The sequence below is a fragment of the Amorphus sp. MBR-141 genome (assembly GCF_053628695.1).
The window spans coordinates 127,610-144,895 of sequence record NZ_JBRJGW010000012.1; the positions used below are offsets into that span (position 1 = coordinate 127,610).

At 69.2% G+C, this 17,286-nt stretch carries 17 protein-coding genes; 14 read left to right on the forward strand and 3 right to left on the reverse strand.

Annotated features, from left to right (window positions below):
• Positions 1 to 361 precede the first annotated feature (361 nt).
• The 6 genes from ACSSVZ_RS16885 to ACSSVZ_RS16910 all read left to right on the forward strand — a co-directional run bounded on the left by ACSSVZ_RS16885 (position 362) and on the right by ACSSVZ_RS16910 (position 5,436).
• Positions 362 to 976, forward strand: a complete 615-nt coding sequence (locus ACSSVZ_RS16885; protein ID WP_453971847.1) for an ATP-dependent Clp protease proteolytic subunit — start codon at positions 362 to 364, stop codon at positions 974 to 976.
• 8 nt (positions 977 to 984) lie between these two features.
• Positions 985 to 1,329: a hypothetical protein gene (locus tag ACSSVZ_RS16890; RefSeq protein ID WP_453971849.1), complete on the forward strand. Its 345-nt coding sequence runs from the start codon at positions 985 to 987 to the stop codon at positions 1,327 to 1,329.
• A gap of 176 nt (positions 1,330 to 1,505) precedes the next feature.
• The gene (locus ACSSVZ_RS16895; protein ID WP_453971851.1) at positions 1,506 to 2,330 is read left to right on the forward strand and encodes an aldo/keto reductase; all 825 of its coding nucleotides are present in this window, start codon (positions 1,506 to 1,508) and stop codon (positions 2,328 to 2,330) included.
• A 22-nt stretch (positions 2,331 to 2,352) separates the two neighbouring features.
• Complete coding sequence (locus ACSSVZ_RS16900) at positions 2,353 to 3,153, forward strand: YdcF family protein (RefSeq protein WP_453971852.1); 801 nt, start codon at positions 2,353 to 2,355, stop codon at positions 3,151 to 3,153.
• A 120-nt stretch (positions 3,154 to 3,273) separates the two neighbouring features.
• Positions 3,274 to 3,942, forward strand: coding sequence for a glutathione S-transferase family protein (locus ACSSVZ_RS16905; protein ID WP_453971853.1), 669 nt, complete (start codon positions 3,274 to 3,276; stop codon positions 3,940 to 3,942).
• A 189-nt stretch (positions 3,943 to 4,131) separates the two neighbouring features.
• The gene (locus ACSSVZ_RS16910) at positions 4,132 to 5,436 is read left to right on the forward strand and encodes a UDP-glucose dehydrogenase family protein (protein ID WP_453971855.1); all 1,305 of its coding nucleotides are present in this window, start codon (positions 4,132 to 4,134) and stop codon (positions 5,434 to 5,436) included.
• A 25-nt stretch (positions 5,437 to 5,461) separates the two neighbouring features.
• Here the strand turns inward: ACSSVZ_RS16910 and ACSSVZ_RS16915 are convergent, their stop codons facing one another.
• Positions 5,462 to 6,064, reverse strand: a complete 603-nt coding sequence (locus ACSSVZ_RS16915) for a helix-turn-helix domain-containing protein (protein WP_453971857.1) — start codon at positions 6,062 to 6,064, stop codon at positions 5,462 to 5,464.
• Between the two features lie 99 nt (positions 6,065 to 6,163).
• Here ACSSVZ_RS16915 and ACSSVZ_RS16920 point away from each other — a divergent pair, with 99 nt between their 5' ends.
• The 8 genes from ACSSVZ_RS16920 (at position 6,164) to ACSSVZ_RS16955 (ending at position 14,692) form a co-directional block, all read left to right on the forward strand.
• Entirely contained in the window at positions 6,164 to 7,318 is a 1,155-nt protein-coding gene (locus tag ACSSVZ_RS16920; protein ID WP_453971859.1) for an NAD(P)/FAD-dependent oxidoreductase, read from the forward strand.
• Positions 7,315 to 8,604, forward strand: coding sequence for a TRAP transporter large permease (locus tag ACSSVZ_RS16925; protein WP_453971860.1), 1,290 nt, complete (start codon positions 7,315 to 7,317; stop codon positions 8,602 to 8,604). Before ACSSVZ_RS16920 ends, ACSSVZ_RS16925 begins: the two co-directional genes overlap by 4 nt.
• Before the next feature lie 66 nt (positions 8,605 to 8,670).
• On the forward strand, positions 8,671 to 9,648 hold the full coding sequence (locus ACSSVZ_RS16930) for a TRAP transporter substrate-binding protein (protein WP_453971861.1): 978 nt from the start codon (positions 8,671 to 8,673) through the stop codon (positions 9,646 to 9,648).
• 13 nt (positions 9,649 to 9,661) lie between these two features.
• Positions 9,662 to 10,204 (forward strand): TRAP transporter small permease, encoded by a 543-nt coding sequence (locus ACSSVZ_RS16935; RefSeq protein WP_453971863.1) that lies wholly within the window; start codon positions 9,662 to 9,664, stop codon positions 10,202 to 10,204.
• Positions 10,201 to 11,655 (forward strand): M81 family metallopeptidase, encoded by a 1,455-nt coding sequence (locus ACSSVZ_RS16940; RefSeq protein ID WP_453971864.1) that lies wholly within the window; start codon positions 10,201 to 10,203, stop codon positions 11,653 to 11,655. The genes ACSSVZ_RS16935 and ACSSVZ_RS16940 overlap by 4 nt, the downstream gene beginning before the upstream one ends.
• Positions 11,652 to 12,506, forward strand: a complete 855-nt coding sequence (locus ACSSVZ_RS16945) for an alpha/beta fold hydrolase (RefSeq protein WP_453971865.1) — start codon at positions 11,652 to 11,654, stop codon at positions 12,504 to 12,506. The genes ACSSVZ_RS16940 and ACSSVZ_RS16945 overlap by 4 nt, the downstream gene beginning before the upstream one ends.
• Positions 12,503 to 13,483, forward strand: coding sequence for an ornithine cyclodeaminase family protein (locus ACSSVZ_RS16950; RefSeq protein WP_453971866.1), 981 nt, complete (start codon positions 12,503 to 12,505; stop codon positions 13,481 to 13,483). Before ACSSVZ_RS16945 ends, ACSSVZ_RS16950 begins: the two co-directional genes overlap by 4 nt.
• A gap of 288 nt (positions 13,484 to 13,771) precedes the next feature.
• Positions 13,772 to 14,692 (forward strand): formyltransferase family protein, encoded by a 921-nt coding sequence (locus ACSSVZ_RS16955; RefSeq protein ID WP_453971916.1) that lies wholly within the window; start codon positions 13,772 to 13,774, stop codon positions 14,690 to 14,692.
• A 160-nt stretch (positions 14,693 to 14,852) separates the two neighbouring features.
• Here ACSSVZ_RS16955 and ACSSVZ_RS16960 read toward each other — a convergent pair whose 3' ends face one another.
• Positions 14,853 to 15,779: a diguanylate cyclase gene (locus ACSSVZ_RS16960; RefSeq protein ID WP_453971867.1), complete on the reverse strand. Its 927-nt coding sequence runs from the start codon at positions 15,777 to 15,779 to the stop codon at positions 14,853 to 14,855.
• Between the two features lie 187 nt (positions 15,780 to 15,966).
• The gene (locus tag ACSSVZ_RS16965; RefSeq protein ID WP_453971868.1) at positions 15,967 to 17,232 is read right to left on the reverse strand and encodes a flavin-dependent oxidoreductase; all 1,266 of its coding nucleotides are present in this window, start codon (positions 17,230 to 17,232) and stop codon (positions 15,967 to 15,969) included.
• Between the last annotated feature and the right edge of the window lie 54 nt (positions 17,233 to 17,286).

Consider the following 17,286-nt stretch of genomic DNA (forward strand, 5'->3'; position numbering starts at 1 on the left):
CCGGTCGCGGGACCCGCGTCCCGGGCATCGGCACCGACCGATCAGGGCGCGCACCGGAAGCGGTGCGCGCCCTTTTTTCGTCCGGAAGTTAGCCGGCTCATCATCCGGAAACCGGCCGTTGCCGGGAGGCGCCGGTCGTCGCGGCAGTTTGAGAGGGGCTGCAGGAGCCGGGCGGGACGGAGGGACGCGGCCTGGAAATCCCGCGGATGCGGGGAAACGGGTGGCCGTGCAGACCCAGCATTGACGCGGGGGGTTTGCGTGACGACATCGGGGGCACTACAAAACGACAGCACGACACGACAACGGTTTCGCGCCACCCTCGGTGCGCTTCACCGACTTTCCCACACCGGATTGGACCAACATGCCTCAGGCCTACGTGACAGAGCCCCGCCTCGACGACGACGAGGACGAGGAGAAGATCAAGGCGCAGCAGTCGATCCCGGTCGACAAGCACCTGTTCGACGCCCGCACCGTGATGGTGATCGGGCAGGTGTCGATGGACATGGCCCGCGACGTGACCCAGCGCCTGCTGGCGCTCGCCCATGTGTCGAACGAGCCGATCAACCTGATCGTCTCCTCGCCGGGCGGCCACGTCGAATCGGGCGACATGATCCACGACACGATCCGCTTCATCGCGCCGAAGGTGAACATCCTCGGCATGGGCTGGGTCGCCTCCGCCGGTGCGCTGATCTACGTGTCGGTGCCGAAGGAGCGGCGCTACTGCACGCCGAACACCCGCTTCCTGCTGCATCAACCGTCCGGCGGCGCCGGCGGTGCGGCGACGGACATCGAGATACAGGCGCGCGAGATGATCAAGATGCGCGACCGGCTGAACAAGATGTTCTCCGATGCCACCGGCCAGCCCATCGAGCGGATCGCCAAGGACACCGACCGCGACTACTGGATGGGTCCGGACGAGGCGATCGCCTACGGCCTCGTCGGCAAGGTCGTGCAGACGGCCACCGAGATCGGGTGACGGGCGCCATGCGTCCCGCCTTCCTCGCCGCGGCCTGCATGATCGGCATCCTGCCGGTCATGGCGGGCCCGGCGGCGGCCCAGTCGCCCAGCCCCTACGACATGACCTATTCGGCGCGGGGCGACACCGTGCTTCGTTCGGCGATCGAGGCCGGTGCCGGACCGGTCGCCACGCTTCCCAAGGGCGCGGACGGCATCGTCCTGCGCTGGTGCCGCCCGGAGATGCCGTTCGGCAAATGGCAGTTCGGGTCGCCGGCCACCTGGCGGGCGCTCCTCGACGAGCGCGCCTGCGAGATCGGCTGGAACGGCAAGGTCGGCTTCGTCGACGGCACGGCGCTCGCCCCCGAGCGCTGAGGCCGGACGCGCCTCGGGCCGGCGCCGCGGCGCGGGTCCGCGAACGGGTTCAGAACTCTGGACGCCATCGCCCTCCCGGGGGCGTGGCGGTGGATACCGAGGCAAGCAGCACGGGGCGGCGCCCGTCGACGGACCCGCCCGGCGCTTCCGATTCTCAAGACCAGACGAGGTCCTTCATGCACATGGTCACCGCCGCGGGGGTGGACATCCCCGCCATCGGATTCGGCACATGGCGCCTCAAGGACGGCGAGTGCGAGCGCATGGTCGCCGCTGCGCTGGGCGCCGGCTTCCGCCACATCGACACCGCCGAAATGTACGACAACGAGGAAGCGGTCGGCCGCGGCATCCGCGCCGCCCGGGTGCCGCGCGAGGACGTCTTCGTGACCTCGAAGGTGTGGTCCTCGCACCTGCGCGACGGCGCGCTCCAGCACGCCGCCGAGGAAAGCCTCAAGCGGCTCGGCCTCGACTATCTCGACCTCTATCTCATCCACTGGCCGAGCAACGACGTCTCCACCCAGGAGGCGATCGGCGCGCTCAACGAGGTGCGCACCCGCGGCCTGGCCCGGGCGATCGGCGTCGCCAACTTCCCCGTCAAGCTGGTCGAGGAAGCGGTGGCGGCGAGCGAGGCGCCGCTCGCCACCAACCAGGTCGAGTACCACGCGCACCTGGACCAGGCGCCGGTGCTGGAGGCCTGCCGCCGACACGGCCTGTCGGTGACGGCCTACAGCCCGCTCGGGCGCGGCACGATCCTTAACGAGCCGGTGGTGGCGGAGATCGCCGAGGCGCACGGCCGCACGCCCGCCCAGGTGCTGCTGCGCTGGCTGATCCAGCAGGACGGCGTCATCGCCATCCCGAAGACCGCCAGCCCGGAACGGCTGGAGGAGAATCTCGGCGCCGACGGGTTCAGCCTGACCGACGACGAGATGGCGAAGATCTTCGCGCTGAAGCGCCCGGACGGCCGCATCGTGCGGATGGCGGGTGAGCCGGAGTGGGACACCTGAAGTCGGGGTGAGCTAGCGTCCCATGCCCGACCTTCTCTCCGAGCTCGTCTTCTTCGTGCTGCGGCCGTCGAACCTCTTGGTGCTGATCCTGTTCCTCGGGCTCGGCTGCCTGGTGGCGAACTGGCGGCGCATGGGGATCGCGCTGGTGGCGCTCGGCACGGTCGGCTTCGTGTTGGCCGGCTTCGCGCCGCTGTCGACGCTGCTGCTGCATCCGCTCGAGGAGCGCTATGCCAGGGGCACGCCGCCGGAAGGCGGTCCGACCGGGATCCTGGTGTTCGGCGGGGCGATCGACGCCGGCATCGCCCGCACCCGGCAGATCCCCGAGGTGAACGAGGGCGCCGACCGGCTGATCGCGGTGGCTGACCTGGCGCGGCGCTATCCGGGCGCGCTGGTGGCGATCTCCAACGGACCGCCGGGCAGGGACGGCCGGACCGGCAACGCCGAGTTCGCCGCCGGGCTGTTCGAAAGCTTCGGCGTGGCGCGCGACCGGATCCGCATCGAGGACCGGGCCGGGTCGACCTGGCAGAATGCCGTGTTCCTCAAGCTTCTCCTCGACCCGCGGCCGGGGCAGAGCTGGATCGTCGTGACCTCCGCCTGGCACATGCCGCGCACCATGGGCGTGATGGAGACGGCCGGCTGGACGGGGCTGGTGCCGTGGCCGGTCGACTACCGGACCGCCGGCGGCGCGGACCCTTACGGCTGGACCCAGTCGATGGCGTTCGGGCTGTTCAAGACCAACCTCGCGGTGCGCGAGTGGCTGTCGCTGATCGCCTACCGGCTGACCGGCAAGACGCCGGCGCTGGTGCCGGGCCCGGCCGGGTAGGCCGCCCGGGCCGCGCGACCCATCAGCGCCGCGCGTGCGACGCATCACAAAGCTCCATTGGACGGCGCGGCCATTGCGCGGGACACTCGCCGCCGGACACGACGGTGGGGAGAGATGCGGATGAGCGTCGTACTGGTGATCGGCAACAAGGCCTACTCGAGCTGGTCGCTCCGGCCATGGCTTCTGATGAGCGAGCTGGGGATCGACTTCGACGAGATCCTGATCCCCCTCGACCAGCCCGACACCAAGGCGCGGATCACCCGCCATTCCCCGTCGGGGCGGGTGCCGTGCCTGCTGATCGACGATCTGTCGGTGTGGGACTCGCTGGCGATCATGGAGACGCTCGCCGAGCGCTTTCCCGATCGCGGCGTCTGGCCGGCGGACCCGGACGCGCGCGCGGTCGCCCGGTCGGTCTCGGCCGAGATGCACTCCGGATTTGCCGCGCTGCGCTCGGCCTGCCCGATGAACCTGCGCAAGCGCTTCGCCTTCCGCGACTGGGGCGGGGCGGAGGGGCTGAGGGACGTCGCCCGCATCCAGGAGCTCTGGGCCGACTGCCGCGCCCGATTCGGGGCGGGCGGGCCGTTCCTGTTCGGCGCGTTCTCCGCCGCCGACGCGATGTACGCGCCCGTCGTCGCCCGCCTCGACCGATACGGCTGGCAGGTGACGCCGGAGACGCGCGCCTACATGGACGCGGTGCTGGCGCTGCCGTCGTTCGCACGCTGGGCCGCCCAGGGTGTCGACGAGCCGTGGATCCTCGACCACGACGAGGTCGACGCGCCGGCGCTCTGATCCGGGCCGGACCACGGGAGGCGCGGCGCCGCTCGTGCGCTTTCGCCCGTTCGCGGGCCCTGGCGCGGATGAGCCGGCCGACTTCGCGGCTTGCATGGATGCGGTCGGGGGGGCAAGAAAGCGGCCATCGAACGTCGCATCCCTCCCGATGCTCCTGCGACATCGGCCCAGCCGCGGAACGTGTCTCCCATGCGCATCACCATGATTGGCGCCGGCTATGTCGGCCTCGTCTCCGGCGCCTGCTTTGCCGATTTCGGCCACATCGTCACCTGCGTCGACACCGATCCGGACAAGGTCGCCCGGCTCAAGCGCGGCGAGATCCCGATCTTCGAGCCGGCGCTGGAAGAGCACGTGGTGCGCAACCAGACCGAAGAGCGGCTGTTCTTCACCACCGAGGTGGCCGAGAGCGTGGCGCAGGCCGACGTGGTGTTCATCGCGGTCGGCACGCCGTCGCGGCGCGGCGATGGACGCGCGGACCTGACGTTCGTCTACGCGGCCGCGGAAGAGGTGGCGCGGCACGTGGACGGCTACACGGTGGTCGTCACCAAATCGACGGTGCCGGTGGGCACCGGCGACGCGGTGGAACGGATCATGCGCGAGGCACGACCGGACCTCGACGTGTCGGTGGTGTCGAACCCGGAATTCCTGCGCGAAGGCGCGGCAATCGAGGACTTCAAGCGTCCCGACCGCATCGTCATCGGCGTCGAGGATGAGCGCGCCAAGGAGGTGATGGCGGAGGTCTACCGGCCGCTGTTCGTCAACCAGGCGCCGGTGATCTACACGGGCCGGCGCACCGCCGAGCTGATCAAGTACGCCTCCAACGCGTTCCTGGCGACCAAGATCACCTTCATCAACGAGATGGCGGACCTGTGCGAGCGGACCGGCGCGAACGTCCAGGAGGTGGCGCGCGGCATCGGTCTCGACAACCGCATCGGCACCAAGTTCCTGCACGCCGGCCCCGGCTTCGGCGGCTCCTGCTTTCCCAAGGACACCCGGGCGCTGGTGGAGACGGCGCGCGAGTACGACGTGCCCTGCCGGATCGTGGAGAGCGTCGTGGCGGTGAACGAGGAGCGCAAGACCCGCATGGCGCGCAAGATCGTCAAGGCCTGCGGCGGCTCGGTCGCCGGCAAGACGGTGGCGCTGCTCGGCCTCACCTTCAAGCCGAACACCGACGACATGCGCGAGAGCCCGGCGATCGCCATCGCCGATGCGCTGCGCGAGGCCGGTGCCATCGTCCGCGGACACGATCCGGAGGGGATGGAGCAGGCGAGGGCGGTGCTGCCGGACCTGGACTACGCCGACACGGCCTACCAGTGCGTCGAGGGCGCCGACGCGATCGTGCTGGTCACCGAGTGGGACGCCTACCGGGCGCTCGACCTGCCGCGGCTGAAGGAGCTTGTCCGGGTGCCGGTGTTCGTCGACCTGCGCAACGTCTACCGCCGCGCCGAGGTGGAGCGGCACGGCTTCACCTACGTGGACGTCGGCCGCGGCTGACGTCCGAGGGGGCCCGCCGGTCGGGCTATCCGCCGATCTTGGTGCAGACGACCAGGATGCGCGCCGGCTCGGCGCCGGCCGAGGCGTAGAGATGGCCGCGGCGGCTGTCGAAGTAGACGCTGTCGCCGGCCGCCAGAACCTCCGGCGGGCGGTCCTCGAAATAGACGGTCAGGCTGCCGTCGAGGACCAGCAGGAATTCCTCGCCGGCGTGGCTGACGAAGCGTTCGAAGTTCATCTTCTCGTAGGGCTGCAGCGTGCCGAGCATCGGCACCATCGCCTTGTTCCAGACGTCCGCAAACAGCATCTCGTAGACGTAGTTCTCGGTGACATGCAGGGCGAACTCGCCCCGGCGCGACACCGCGACCTGACCCGGCTGGAAGCGCGTGCCGTGTTCGGTGAAGAGCTCGGCCAGATCGACGCCGAGCCCGTCGGCGAGCTGGGTGAAGCGGTCGTAGGTGAGCGCCATGCGGCCGCGCTCGACCTTGGAGACGGTGGAGACCGCGAGGCCGGACCTGGCCGCCACGTCGGCGAGCGTCAGGCCCTGTTCGTGGCGGATCGCGCGCAGGCGCTCGCCCATCCGGATGCGCCGGTCGTCCGCCTGAGCCTTGGTGTCGATGGTGTCGCCCATGGGCGAAATCTATGGCCCGGGACGGCAGGCGTCCACCACGGATTTTCCGATCGGAAAAAATCCATTTTCCAATCGGAAAACCTTTGCTAGGCTTTCCGGATGATCGATGCAGCGTCCCGTCATCCGCATTTCGACATCGCCGTCATCGGCGCCGGCATCGCGGGCGCCTCGGTCGCCGCGGAGCTTGCGGCGGCGGGCCGGCACGTGCTGCTGCTCGAGCGGGAATCCCAGCCCGGCTACCACACCACCGGGCGGTCGGCGGCGCTGTTCACCGAGACCTACGGCCCGCCGGCGATCCGGGCGCTGTCGCGTGCCTCCGCCCGCTTCTTCGACCATCCGCCGGCCGGTTTCTGCGCCAATCCGATCCTGTCGGAGCGCGGCGTGCTGATGATCGCGCGGGCGGATCAGATGGAGAGCCTCGAGGCGCACTTCGCCGCCGTCGGGTCGAACAACGGCGTGCACCTTGTCGGCCCTGCCGAGGCCCGCGAGCGGGCACCGCTGCTGCGCGCGGACTACGTGGCCGGCGGCATGGTCGAGCCCGGTGCGCGGGACATCGACGTGCACGGCCTGCACCACGGCTACCTGAAGGCGTTCCGGGCGGCTGGCGGCGAGATGCTCACCAACGCGACGGTCCGGGACCTGTCGCGCAGCGGGACCGTCTGGGCGATCGACCTGGGCCAGCGGACGATCCACGCCGATGTGGTGGTCAACGCCGCCGGCGCCTGGGCCGACGAGATCGCCGCCCTTGCGGGCGCGGCCCCCATCCGCCTCGTCCCGAAGCGCCGGACGGCGGTGATCGTCGCCGCGCCGAAGGGGATCGACCCGTCGCCCTGGCCGATGGTCGTCGACATCGACGAGGGCTTCTACATGAAGCCCGACGCGGGGCGCCTGCTGATCTCGCCGGCCGACGAGACGCCGTCGCCGCCGTGCGACGCCCAGCCCGACGAATACGACGTTGCCGTGTGCGTCGACCGGATCGAGACGGCGTTCGACGTTTCGGTACGGTCGATCGAGAACAAGTGGGCCGGGCTGCGCTCGTTCGTCGCCGACAAGACGCCGGTCGCCTGCTACGACCCGGCGGTTGCCGGCTTCTTCTGGCTGGCCGGGCAGGGCGGCTACGGCATCCAGTCGGCGCCGGCACTGGCCCGATCGGCCGCAGCCCTTGTCGAGGGGCGCCAGCTGCCGCCCGACATCGCCGACGAGGGGGTCGCCGAAGCCGACCTCGCCGTCGCCCGGCTGGACATCGCGGCATGATCGCGCTCGTTCCGGTCGCGGCGGTCATCTTCCTCGCGTCCGGGCTTGCGCTGGCCTACGTCATCGGCGGCTCCGCCGTCCTCGCCTTCGTCGCCACCGACAACGGCCGCTACCTGGCGATCCTGCCGCAGCAGATCTTCTCCAAGATCGACGTCTTCGCGCTGATGGCGATGCCGCTGTTCATCCTGGCGGGCGAGGTGATGAACCGCGGCGGCGTCACCCGCGCGCTGATCGACCTGTCGATGTCGCTGGTCGGGCGCCTGCGCGGCGGCCTCGGCCACGTCAACATCATGACCAGCGTGTTCTTCGCCGGCATTTCCGGTTCGGCCGTGGCCGACGCGGCGGCGCTCTCCAACACCCTGGTGCCGGCGATGCGCGAGCGCGGCTACTCCGCCGCCTATGCCAGCGCCATCACCGCCGCCTCGTCGATCATCGGGCCGATCGTGCCGCCGTCGATCATCCTGATCTTCTACGGCGCGCTGATGCAGACGTCGGTGACGGCGCTGTTCCTGGCCGGCATTCTTCCGGGGCTGCTGCTCGCCTGCGCGCTGTTCATCGTCAACGCCATCTATGCCTGGAAGGACGACCATCCGCGGCTTGGGCCCGGCGAGGCGCCGCCGCTGCTGCCGACGCTGCTGCGCTCGGCGCCGGCGCTGATCCTGCCGGTGATCATCGTCGGCGGCATCGTGCTCGGCTGGATGACGCCGACGGAGGCCGCCGCCGTTGCCGTCGTCGTCGCGCTGATCGCCGCCAACTTCTACGACGGCCTCACGCTCGCCTCCCTGGGGCAGGGGCTGCGCCGCACGGTGACGCTGTCCGGCTCGATCTTCATGATCATCACCGCCATCTCGGCGCTCGGCCACCTGGGCGCGCTGGAGCGGCTGCCGGAGGCGATCTCGTCGACGGTGACCGGGCTGGGTCTCGGGCCGGTCGAGTACATGATCCTGCTGAACGTGCTGTTCCTGCTGGCCGGCATGGTGCTGGACGTGCCGGTGGCGCTGGCGCTGCTGGTGCCGCTGCTGGCACCGGTCGCGCTCGCCCAGGGCGCCGATCCCGTCCACCTCGGCATCGTCCTGTGCTTCAATCTGTGCATCGGGCTGGTGTCGCCGCCGTTCGGGGGCTGCCTGCTGGTCGTCTCGGCGGTGACGAAGACCAACTACTGGCAGCTCGCGCGGGCCGTCATCCCGTTCGTGCTGGTCGAAATCGTGGTGCTCGGGCTGCTGGTCGCCTTTCCGGAGATCAGCCTCGCGGTGCCGCGGGCGTTCGGAGTTCTCGGCGGCGGATAGGCGGTGCGGGAGAGCCACCATCCACCGGTCGCCGGAGATGCGCTTCAACAAGAGGGGAACTGAACCATGCATCTGTCCCGTATTGCGCTCGCGGCCGCTTTCGCCGCGTCCATGACGGTCTGCGGACCGGCATTCGCCCAGGTCAAGGTGGCGCTCGACAGCCCGCCCGACCTGGAAGGCTCCGGCAGCTACGTCTGGGCCCATGCCTTCGTCGAGTACCTCAACAGCCACGGCGTCGAGGCGGCCGAGTTCCAGCGCGGCGCGCTGGGCGGCGACGACGAACTGCTCGATCAGGTCTCCCAGGGCCTGCTCGAGGTGTCGATGTCGCCGCTGGCGATCACCGCCTCGATGGACGACCTCATCTACGGGCTGCGCCTGCCGTACTTCTTCAACGGCATCGAGCAGGTCGACAAGGCGCTCTACGACGGCGGGATGCTGGCGAAGATCAACGAGAAGCTCGCGTCGAACGGCGTGCGCGTGCTCGGCGTCGACGCGGTCGGGCAGGGCGTCGGCATCTTCAACACCAAGCACCCGGTGACGACCATGGCCGACATGTCGGACCTCAGGATGCGCGCCCTCGACGAGAGCCAGATCGCGCTGTTCAAGGCGTGGGGCTCCACGGGCACAATCGTGAGCTGGGCGGAGGTGCCGAACGCGCTGCAGACCGGCGTCGCCGACGGCTACCTGAACCCGCCGATCGTGCCGCTGCTGTTCGGCCACACCGACTTCATCAAGTACTTCACCGACGCCGACATCACGCCGTCGCTGCGCGTGGCGATCGCCTCGGAGGACTGGTACTCGGGCCTGTCCGACGCGGACCGCAAGACCGTCGACGACGCCGTGGAGGCCGCCAACAAGGCCAACCGCGACTGGCTCGCCAACCAGGGCGGCGTCTACGACAAGCTCAAGGCGGCCGGTGTCGAGATCACCGAGCTGACGCCGGAGGCGCGCGCCGAATTCGAGAAGGCCTCGCAGACGACCTACGAAGGCGGTCTCATCACCGCCGAGCAGGTCGAAATGTGGACCACGGCGAAGGGCGAGTGAGCCGGTGCGGGCGGTGACGGGACTCGTTCGTTTCTCGGACGTCCTCAACAGGCTGGCCCTGGCCGGGGCCGTCATCGCGCTGGTCGTGATGGCGGGCTCGGCCTTCTATCAGGTCATCGCCCGCTACATCTTCGACGCCCCGCCGATCTGGACGGAGGAGCTGGCACGCCGGGCGATGGTCTGGGCCGGCATGCTCGGCGCCTCCGTCGCCTTTCATGAGCGCTCCGACCCGACGCTGTTTCCCGGCGTCGCGCGGACCGCCGGTGGCCTCGGCCGGGTGCTCGCGCTGGTGCGCGCCGCCGGCGTGACGATCTTCGCGATCCCCATCCTCTATTACTCGCTGTTCGGCCCGAACTGGGCGATGGCCCGGGGCTTCCTTGGTCGCAGCCTCGGGCGCGAGGCGGAAATGCTGTCGATCCCGATGATCTGGTTCACCGCGGCGGTGCCGGTGGCGTTCGTGATCATCATGGTCCACGTCACCGCCACGCTGGCGCTGCACCTTTCCACCGGCGCGCCGCCGCCGGAGCATCACCATCCGGAAGACGAACCCGCATGAAGCTGTTCATCGCCAGCCTCCACACGGAGACCAACTCGTTCTCGCCGCTGCCGACCGGGGCCATCAGCTTCGAGGAAGGCGGCATCGCCCACGGCAACGCGTCGCGGCTGCCGCTGCAGTACTGGTCCGGCCCGGCGCGCATCTGGCGCGAGGCGGCCGAGGCGAAGGGCTGGGAGGTGGCGGAAAGCCTGTCGGCGAACGCCCAGCCGGGTGGGCCGACGGTGCGCTCGGTCTACGAGGCGTTTCGCGCGGAGATCATCGAGGACCTGAAGGCGGCGATGCCGGTCGACGTGGTGCTGCTGTCGCTGCACGGCGGGATGATCGCCGACGGGTACGACGACGCCGAGGGCGACCTGATCGCCCATTGCCGGGCGGTGGTCGGGCCCGACGCGGTGATCGGCGGGCTGCTCGATCCGCACAGCCACCTGACCGAGGAAATGCTCCAGAAGGCGACCGCGCTGGTCGCCTACAAGGAATATCCCCACGTCGACATTCCCGATCGCGCGCGGGATCTGTTCCAGATCGCGTGCGACGCGGCAGAAGGCCGGACGAAGCCGGTGATGCGGGACTTCGACTGCCGCATGATCCACGCGATGCACACGCCGTTCGAGCCGATGCGGAGCTTCGTCGACGGGCTGTTCGCGCGCGAGCAGGAGCCCGGCATCCTGTCGCTGTCGCTCATCCACGGCTTCCCGTGGGGCGACCATCCGCGCGTCGGCGCGCGCATGCTGGTGACCACCGACGGCGATCCGGAACGCGCCGCGGCGCTTGCGGAGGAGATCGGCGGGGAACTGTTCGCGCTCCGGCACCAGATCGCGCGGCCCTATCCGGACATCGCGGGCGCCCTCGACCGGGCGGTGGCTGCCCCCGAAGGGCCGATCGTGCTGGCCGACGTCTCCGACAATGCCGGCGGCGGCGCGCCGTCCGACGCGACGTTCCTGCTGAAGGCCATCCTGGATCGCGGGCTGACCGGCGTGGTGACCGGCATCTACTGGGATCCGGTCGTCGTGCGCATCTGCCGGGAGGCGGGCGAGGGGGCGCGCCTCAAGCTGCGCCTCGGCGGCAAGTGCGGTCCGATGTCCGGCGATCCGCTGGATCTCGAGGTAACCGTGAAGAAGCTCGCGAGCGGCCTCACCCAGCGCTTCGGCGAGCTCGCCTCCGGGCTGGGCGAGATGGTGTGGCTGCAGGCGGACGGCGTCGACATCGTCGTCAACGACAACCGCTGCCAGACCTTCCACCCGGAGGCCTACACCGGCCTCGGGATCGATCTCGCCTCGAAGAAGATCGTCTGCGTGAAGTCGTCCCAGCACTTTTATGCCGGCTTCGCGCCGATCGCGCGCGAGGTCATCTATGTTGCCACGCCCGGCTCCATCACGCCGGACTACGGCAACATCCCGTTCACGAAGCGCGCGCCGACCTACTGGCCCAAGGTGGAGAATCCGTTCGCATGACGAATGTGCTGATCGAAAGCCGCGACGCGTTCGCGGCCGAGCACCCGGAAGCGCGCGTGACGCTGAACGGGCGCGAGTGGGGCGTCGTCGAGGTGGGCTCCACGGGGCCGGTGCTGCTGCTGGTGCCGGGCACGCTCGGGCGTGGCGACATCTTCTGGCAGCAGATGCGGGCGCTTCAGGACCGGGCGCGGATCATCGCCGTCACCTATCCGGCCAAGGGCGGCGTCGCGGACTGGGCCGACGACCTGGCGCTGCTGTTCGACCAGCGCGGCATCGCGCGCGCCACCGTGCTGGGCTCCTCGCTCGGCGGCTTCCTGGTCCAGTATTTCGCGGCGACGCATCCCGACAAGGTGGTCCGGCTGCTGCCGGCCAACACGCTGGTCTCGACAGTGGCCGCACGATCGAAGCCGCCCTACACCTCCGACCTCGACACCGCGCCCATCGACGAGCTGCGCGCCGGCTTCGCCATGGGTCTCGGCGCCTGGCGCGAGGCGCACCCCGACCAGGCGGAGCTGGTCGAGCTGCTGCTGGCGGAAGTCGGCGGGCGCATTCCCGAGATCGAGCTGCGCGCCCGGCTGAACGGCCTGAAGAAGGCGCCGCCGCTGCCGCGCATCGATCTGCCGAAGGGCAGCATCGCCACCATCGAGGGCGACGACGACCCGCTGATCACGACGGAGATGCGCGAGGAGGCGCGGTCGGTGCTGCAGCCCGGAACGTCCTACCGCTTCAGCTGGGGCGGGCATTTCCCCTACATCGTGCGGCCGGACGACTACGTCTCGCTGCTGGAGACCGAGCTGGGGCTGCCGCTCACCGGCGAGGGCTGGGGCGACGCGGTGGTCCGCGTCAAATGATCGTTCTCTCCGAACGCGACATCAAAGCCCTGTTGCCGATGGAGCAGGCGATCGAGGTGGTCGCCGCCACGATGATGGCGGTGTCGGCCGGCGGGGCGACCCTGCCGCTGCGCCAGATCATGCCGGTCGGGGGCGGGAACATGCTCGGCCTGATGCCGGGTGCCATGACGGATCCCGCCTGCTTCGGCGTCAAGCTGGTCTGCCTGTTCCCGGAGAACCCGGCGTTCGGCTTTTCTTCCCACCAGGGCGCGATGGTGCTGTTCGAGACGACGCACGGGGCAACGGTCGCGATGATGAACGCCGGCCGGCTGACGGCGGTGCGCACGGCCGCGGCCAGCGCGGTCGCCACGCGCGCGCTCGCCCGCGAGGACGCCGCCACGCTGGCGATCGTCGGCACCGGCGAGCAGGCGGAGTTCCATCTCGACGCCATGCTGGCCGTCCGGCCGATCCGGCGGGTGCGGATCGTCGGCCGCCGGCCGGAGCGGGCCGAGGCGTTCGTGTCGCTGGCGCGGTCCCACCATCCCGACGTGGCGTTCGAGTGGGGCACCGACGTCAGGGCGGCGGTGGACGGCGCCGACATCGTCTGCACGGTCACGGCCGCCGCCGAGCCGATCCTGTTCGGCGACTGGGTGGCGCCCGGCACGCACCTGAACGTGGTCGGCGCCTCGGTGCCGTCGAAGACCGAGATCGACCAGGACCTCGTCGTCGGCTCGGCGCTGTTCGCCGACTACCGGCCGTCGATCTTCGCCCAAGCGGGCGAGCTGATCGGCGCCATCGAGGCCGGCCGGGTGGGCGAGGATCACGTGCTGGCGGAAATCGGCGAAGTGCTCTCCGGCGCGCATCCCGGCCGCACCGATGCGGACCAGATCACGCTCTACCGGTCCCTCGGCATCGCCGCCCAGGACCTGGCCTGCGCCCACTTCTGCTACGGAGCGGCCAGGGAACGGGGGCTGGGCGTCGACGCGCCGCTCGATTGACCCGGAAGCGACGGCGACCCGCGGGCTGAGCCGCCCTGTGGAAAAAGTATGCCGCTTGCCGGCGTCCTTACCCGCAAAGCCGGCTGTCGTTCGTGGTCAGATGACGGCCAGCGTTGCCGGTCGTCTTCGCCAGTGAATCGGAGCATTTCATGTCAATCTGTCGGTGAAATTAATATAAAACCCTCTTAGTCGGCTCAATTAAATGACAAGATATTCGTCAATTTTGTAAATATTTAATAAAATCGTCAATCAGACGAATAAGTAAAGTCGGAAAGACCCGTGATCGAGATGATGCGGGGCTTTTGGATGAATTCTTCGGTAGAGTGGTCAACGATATTCGCACACACATGTGCATCGGACGCAAAGCGAAGCGTCGACTATCCAACCGGCATTTCCTGGGGTGGTTATCTGGTCCCGGCGGGGGGCGAACGACGGCCCGCCCGGGCCGGTGCGCTGCGCATCGTCGCGATGACGAGCTTTACGGTTGGCCTCTCTGCCTTGGGCGCGCTCGTGGAGCGCCACCAGTCTGGCGACATCGATCTGGTCGGAGTGGTGACCGACGAAGCGACCAATCCGGACGCCAAGATCGGTCTGCGCAAGCGATGTTGGAGCTGGATATCCGAACAAGAAAGGTTCGCGCTGATGCGGGCGACCATGGAGATGGCGCTTTCGGCAGGTGCCGAGGTCTATACGGGCGAGCTCAAGACCGGATTTTTCCGGCAGCTCATAGAGACGTGGCGACCGGACGCCATCCTTTGCTGCTGTCTCGGCCAGCTGCTGGACGCCGGAATCATCAATGTGCCAGCGCTCGGCACCTACAATTTTCATCCGTCTGATCTTGGCAACGGATACGGCGCTGGCTATGCGCCCCATGCCCATGCGATTGCGCGACAGGCGGACACCGAATGCTGGACAGTCCATCGCATGACCGAGGTCGTACACAGGGGGCCGATCGTTGCGGTCTCGCCGTCCATCTCCATCCGGGACCCGGACGGGGCCCTGCCGGAAAGGGCGATGGACTACTACGACCGGATGATCGCGGCCATGCCGAGCCTTATGGCGGATTTTCTGCACGCACTGGCCAAAAGACATGCGCTGGATCTGCGCGTGCCGGTTGAGACGCCGTCACTCCATCAGCGAGTTGCGCCTGGGTTTTTGGCGGCGCTGCAGCGACCGGGCGGCGCTGCGTCGCCGGCCAGCTCCGCCTGAATTGGCTCGAAGTTCACGATATTGACCTTCCCCTTCAGATCGCTTCGATCTGAAGGGGAAAGGCTCCAGGCCAACAGGCATTTCTGCTACGGGGCGGCCAGGGAACGGGGGCTGGGCGTCGACGCGCCGCTGGACTGAGGGCGCGGACGGCCGCGAAGCGTCAGGTCCGGGGGTCGGCCGCGGACAGGACGACATCGATGCGGTCGCGGCCCGCCGATTTCGCATCGTAGAGCGCGCGGTCGGCGCGCGCGAAGGTGTCGTCGAGGTCTTCGGCGTCGTCGAGCCGGTCCGTGAGCCCGGCGGAGAAGGATACGGGAACACCGTATTTTTCCGCCAGGCCGGTCCGCGCGAGTGCCCCGCGCATCCGCTCGATGACGGCGGCCGCCTCGTCGAGGGGGCAGCGCGGGAAGATGATGCAGAATTCGTCTCCGCCCAGCCGTCCGACCAGGTCCGTGGGCCGGGAATGGCGCGTGAGGATGTCTCCGACGCGCTTCAGCACGTCGTCGCCCGCGGCGTGGCCGCAGCTGTCGTTGATGACCTTGAACGAATCCAGATCGATGAGCGCCACCGTCGTCGGCGCCCAGGCATTGGAGTGGCCGGTCAGAAGCGCCTGCGCCTTTCCGAGCAGCCAGCGCCGATTGCCGATGCCGATGAGGGCATCCATGTTGGAGAGCGTCTCCAGTTCCAGCTTGGTTGCCCTGAACTGCATGATCAGCGAATTCACGCTGTCCATGAGCGAGGCGGCTTCGTCGTTGCCGGTGTGGGGAAGCTCGTTGAATTCCTCGCTCTGCCGGTAGCGCTCGAGCTCGGTGGTGACGGCGGCGATCGGCGACAGCATGGCCCGCACCGCATAGATCGTCGCCGCCGCGGCGATCACGGTTCCCCCCAGCATGATCAGGATGATGGACAGCTCGGTCGAGATCGGCACGTCCAGGATGATCAGGCTCAGCCCCACGGTGGCGATCAGGGGAATGTGCGTGCCGACAAAGCACAGCATCAGGATCTTCAGATAATAGGACCTGGGCCAGCGGAGTGTCGACAACGCTGCGTAGAGCCGCAGGTTGGATCGCGAGGCAAGCGCCAGCATTGGCCCTCCAAAGATTTTTTTTGACGGCCAGGCTTCCGCGCGTGGTCAGGAAGGCGGTCGTTTCTATACGACCTCCAGCCTTAGGCAGATCACGCAAACGATGCAACACCAGGTAGGCAACCGGAAATTTGCGTAACCGGACGCTGTCCGCGGGGCCGGCGACGACATCCTGCGGAGACCCGGCCGGTCAGCCGTTCGCCGCGCGCAGTCCGGCGATCCTGTCCTTGTCGGTGGCAAACCCCGCCTTGCCGGCATAGCCGCCGACGATCGCCTGGCGCTCGGCGCGCGTCATCACGTCGTCGATGCGATCGAAGCCGCCGGGGGCGCGCTTCTCCGCCTCGTCGATGACCCGTTCCGGGCCGCCCTTGCGGTTGAGCCGCACGACCTCCGCCGTCTTCGGCAGCCGGTCCTTCTCGTAGGCGAACAGGGCCTGGCAGGGGTGTTCGGCGGTGGCCAGCGCATCGGCGAGCGCGCGGGCGTCGAGGATCGCCTGGGAGGCGCCGTTGGAGCCGACCGGATACATGGGATGGGCGGAATCGCCGAGCAGCGTCACCCGCCCAAAGGTCCACTGGGGCAGGGGGTCGCGGTCGGCCATGGGGTATTCGTAGGCCTGCGGCGTGGCCTCCACCAGGCCGACATGGTCGAAGTCCGGGATCCGGAACCGCTTGGCGTAGGGCAGCACCAGCGCGCGCTGGGCGGGCCGCGACCAGCTCTCCTTCGGCGGCGGCGACTTCTCCCCGTCGGCCATCTTGATGTTGACGACCCAGTTCATCAGCTGCCGGCCGTCCTTCTCCGGATGGGCGATCGGATAGAGCACGAACTTGGCGCCCATGCCGCCGCCGATGGCCATGGTGCGGCCGTCGCCCCAGGGCGTCCACATGGCCGCGCCGCGCCACATCAGGACGCCGGTCCAGCTGGGCGGGCCCTCGTTGGGATAGAAGGTCCGGCGGCCGACCGAATGGATGCCGTCGGCGCAGACGAGAACGTCGCCGGTGACCGTCATGCCGGGGCCGCCGGTGACCGCGTCGGCGAAGTGGGCGGTGACCCCGCCCTCCGACTGCATGAAGCCGGCGAGCTGCAGCCCCGTCTGCACCGCGCCCGGGCCCATCCGCTCGACGACGGCGTCGTAGATGAGCTTCTGCAGCCGGCCGCGGTGGATGGAGAACTGCGGAACCGGGTGGCCGGCATCGGTGCCGCGCGGCTCGCGCCACACCTCCTGGCCGAGACGGTTGTAGTAGACGAGCTCGCGGGTCCGCACGCCGACCGCGTCGAGGGCGGGGAGCAGGCCGATCTCGGCCAGCTCACGGATGGCGTGGGGGAGGGTGTTGATGCCGACGCCGACCTCGCGGACCTCCGGCGACTGCTCGTAGACCTCGACGGGCACGCCTCTGCGGTGGAGCATCAGCGCGAGCGTCAGCCCGCCGATGCCGGCTCCGACGACGATGACTTTCATGGACCCCTCCTCCTGAGCCTCTCCAGCGTGGTCCGAAGCGGTCCGGGCGGGGCA